At 56.9% G+C, this 3,862-nt stretch carries 2 protein-coding genes and 1 pseudogene; 2 read left to right on the top strand and 1 reads right to left on the bottom strand.

Translation table 11 applies throughout. The features are described 5' to 3' along the window. Positions 1 to 132: 132 nt before the first annotated feature. Both MK745_RS19580 and MK745_RS19575 read left to right on the top strand, forming a co-directional pair. A pseudogene (locus tag MK745_RS19580) lies at positions 133 to 735 on the top strand (lytic transglycosylase domain-containing protein); the annotation flags it as partial. An 84-nt stretch (positions 736 to 819) separates the two neighbouring features. Continuing rightward, a protein-coding gene (locus MK745_RS19575) for an IS3 family transposase (RefSeq protein WP_154665125.1) occupies positions 820 to 2,171 on the top strand; the annotation gives its coding sequence in 2 pieces (ribosomal slippage) (positions 820 to 1,156 and positions 1,156 to 2,171; 1,353 coding nt in all). Between the two features lie 97 nt (positions 2,172 to 2,268). Here the strand turns inward: MK745_RS19575 and MK745_RS19570 are convergent. Beyond that, positions 2,269 to 3,678, bottom strand: a complete 1,410-nt coding sequence (locus tag MK745_RS19570) for an exonuclease domain-containing protein (RefSeq protein WP_027246201.1) — start codon at positions 3,676 to 3,678, stop codon at positions 2,269 to 2,271. Positions 3,679 to 3,862 lie beyond the last annotated feature (184 nt).

Below are 3,862 nucleotides of genomic sequence, written 5' to 3'. Positions count from 1 at the left end.
AGAAGGATGCGGTGGTCGCCCAAAGGGGCTCACCGAGTAGCCGTCACAAGGGCCGCAGTTCTCGATGGTCGGCTGACCGTCGCAAACAGAAAACGCGCCGCATGACCCCCATGTTCTGTCCACTCCCGCTTCGATATCCGCGCGCTTGAGGGCAATGCGGATTTCGGGGTGGCGGCTGTCTATCCCAATACCGACCCAAGCCCGATGAACAGCCGCCTCTTCGGCGAGGGCCGCGAGACGGTCGAGATGATGATCGTCGAGGTCGCCGGCGAGTTCGCAGGCGCCCCCGGCGTCGCCCGGGCCGGGCTCTCGGCCACCCAGTGGCGCTGCCTCTTCCAGGCCCTGATCAAGCAGGAGAGCCGCTTCAACGTCGCTGCCGAAAGCCCGGTCGGGGCCTATGGCCTCACCCAACTCATGCCCGGCACCGCTTCCGATCTCGGCGTCGACCGGTATGATGTGAAGGACAACCTCCGCGGCGGCGCGCGCTATATCACGACCCAGCTCAACCGTTTCGGCAATATCCCCCATGCGCTCGCGGCTTATAACGCGGGCCCTGGCCGGGTCATCGAATTTGGCGGCGTGCCGCCCTTCGCCGAGACCCAAGGCTACGTGCGCAACATCTCAAAGTTCTACAACGAATATCTGGCCGTGGTGGGGGGCGCCGACGCGCTTGGCACGCTCTCGCCCTCGGACTTTGCCCTCGCCGAATATGCCAGCATCTCCGAGGCGGGCGTTGTCTGACGTCAGCACCAATGGGACAGTTTAGGGTGATTTGATAAGAGAGGGTTTCTGGCTCATCGTAACCACCAAGGAGTGAAGATGAGACAGAAACCCGGAAGCAAGCAGAGCCACGGCGAGAAGATCATCAAAGACATCCGCCGGGTCACGCGCAAGCAATATTCTGCGGAAGAGAAGATCAGGATCGTTCTGGACGGCCTGAAGGGCGAGGACAGCATTGCCGAGCTGTGTCGACGTGAGGGTATTGCCCAGAGCCTCTATTACAGCTGGTCGAAGGAGTTCCTCGAAGCTGGGAAGAAGCGGCTGGCTGGGGACACAGCGCGTGCGGCGACGTCGAGCGAGGTCAAGGTTCTGCGCCGTGAGGCCCGTGATCTGAAGGAGGTCGTGGCAGAACAGGCGCTGGAGCTACGGCTGCTCAAAAAAAGCATGCTCGGGGATGGGGGCGACGACGAATGAGGTATCCCGCATCCGAGAAGCTGGAGATTATCCGGCTGGTCGAACAGTCCCATTTGCCGACCAAACGCACGCTGGACAAGCTGGGCATCCCCAGGACCACTTTCTATCGCTGGTATGACCGGTATCTGGCCGGTGGTCCCGAGGCGCTGGAAGACCGCCGCCCCAGGCCGTCGCGGGTCTGGAACCGCATTCCTGGGCCGGTTCGCGAGAAGATCAAGGATTTAGCCTTGCAGGAAAGTGACCTGTCCCCACGCGAGTTGGCCATACGCTTCACCGACACGGAAAAGTATTTTGTGTCAGAGGCTTCTGTGTATCGCATCCTCAAATCCTGCGATCTGATCACCAGCCCGGCCTATGTGGTTCTGTCGGCGGCCGATGAGTTCCGGGACAAGACGACCCGGCCGAACCAGCTGTGGCAGACCGACTTCACCTATCTCAAGGTTATCGGCTGGGGCTGGTTCTATCTCTCGACGATCCTCGACGACTTCAGCCGTTACATCATCGCCTGGAAGCTCTGCACGACGATGAAAGCGGGCGATGTGACCGACACCCTGGACCTGGCCCTACAAGCCTCAGGCTGTGACCAGGCGACGGTGCTGCACAAACCGCGACTGCTCAGTGACAATGGGGCGAGTTACATCTCGGGCGAACTGGCCGAATGGCTGGAAGATCGGCAGATGGATCACATCCGCGGCGCCCCGTACCACCCGCAAACCCAGGGCAAGATCGAGCGCTGGCATCAGACCCTGAAGAACCGCATCCTGCTGGAAAACTACTATCTGCCCGGCGATCTCAGGCAGAAGGTCGACGCCTTCGTCGAGCATTACAACCATCGGCGCTATCACGAGAGCCTGCAGAACCTCACCCCGGCCGACGTCTACTTCGGGCGCGGTCAGACCATCCTGCAACAGCGAGAAAGGATCAAACGAAAGACTATCGAAACCCGGCGCTTGCTTCACCGAAGATCCGCCGCATAATCAGACCAACCAGATGTGCCAGACCCTCTCTTAGATCAGGCCGCCAACTGGCCCAAAAACTCTGACGACGGACATCCCAACGAACCGGTACAGCCTCCTATTGCGCCTCAAGAAACCTCATAATTTTTATCCGACGCTCAGAAAGAAAGGCCCCATAGCCTTCCAGCAGCCCGATATCGCTCACTTCACACTCGGAACTCGGGCGCCCCTCTTCGACTTTCTTTAGGGCCCGCTCAACCGACGGAGGCCGAGCGTCGGTAGACATAAGTCGATGCGCGAGATCGACATCCATCGCCTGCACCAACTCGGGTGCGAGTGCAGAACGGCATTCAAAGTGGCAAATGCGCAGCGCTAGTTCTTTGAGTCGGTCATCTTCGAAGGACTGTGCGATTGCGTGCCGTTCGCTCCAAGGAGCGCTGTGGAACCGATCACACAGCGTAGCGTCGTTCCGACTTGAAAACTTGGTGTACAACATCTCTTCAACATGACCTGGCTCAGGATACTGCGCACGGTTTTCTGAGAAGACTCGCTCGATTCGAGTTTTGAGCCCCTCGTCTTCCACAATTCGCGCGGCCCGATCCTCTAATTCTTCGCATGAGGTGCCCACGAAAAATTCCTCGGATGCTTCCCAAAGTGGCATCATTGTCGGACCTGCGTTTGATCGAACTCTCCGGATTGGGCGTGGTGGGCTCAATAACCAGCTTGCCAACTGCTCATCTGACATTGATGCGAGCTCTTCGATTGGCTCGACCAAGCTCAAGCAAAGCATGCCATTTGGTTGGTCGGGTTCATTTGCAACGAAAACTACAGGAGTGTGATATGCTCTGTTTCCATAAAACTCCGTAAGTACGAAGGGTTCGTCCGACGTAACAAAATCGGCAACCGAAGCTTTGTTGGAGAAACGCACAAACCTTCGCCAAAGATCCGGGCTCAGCTTCTTCACAAGACGGCAGAGCTCAAGCGTTGTTTGTGTGTCGAACATTGCATCGTGTGCCTTGAGCACTGCAATTCCGTTGGCCGCTGCAATATCATGCAAGCGGAAGCTTGGATCACCTGAGTCCTTGAGCGGCACGCGTAGGGCGTTGTCACCAGACGCCGAGCAGGACAAAGCGAGTGACATAACGTCATTCCGAGCGTTCCCATGAAGGCTCGTAAGGTAGGGAGGGTGCAATGTTCGATACAACGCATGGCGAAGAAACTCTTCGTCAAATCTTATGGAATTGTATCCTAAAAAAATGGCTGGAGACCAAGACAGCAGCCGCTCATTCAAATCCCGCATCATTTGATAATGGGTGGAAAGATGCTGGTCTGTCAGTGCTTCAATTGACAAACCGTTGGCAAGCATCGCCTGAACGTCCGGAACAACATTCGGATCGATTCTTGATCTCAATTCGAACCGATCGGTTTCGTTGAGGTCATTGTCTGTTCTGACGGCTGCAAATTGAACGATCTGATCGAAACCAGCGTGCAAACCAGTAGTTTCAGTGTCAAAAAATATGAACGACATGTGGCCACCAAAATCACATGAGGTTGGCCAGCCGGTATTTCATTGCAGACACGCTGACCTGATCCTCCCCCACTGAAGTGGTCCTCCGCTATGTTTAGGAAAACGGAGGAAACACATGGCCAACAAGCGACCGAAGCCGGAAGAGATTGTCACGAAGTTAAGGCAGGTTGAGGTTCTGACGGGG

The organism is Shimia aestuarii, assembly GCF_022814865.1.
Classification (GTDB): domain Bacteria; phylum Pseudomonadota; class Alphaproteobacteria; order Rhodobacterales; family Rhodobacteraceae; genus Shimia; species Shimia aestuarii_A.
Note: the sequence above shows the minus strand (reverse complement) of the source record. Positions and strands in the feature narration are given on the sequence as shown.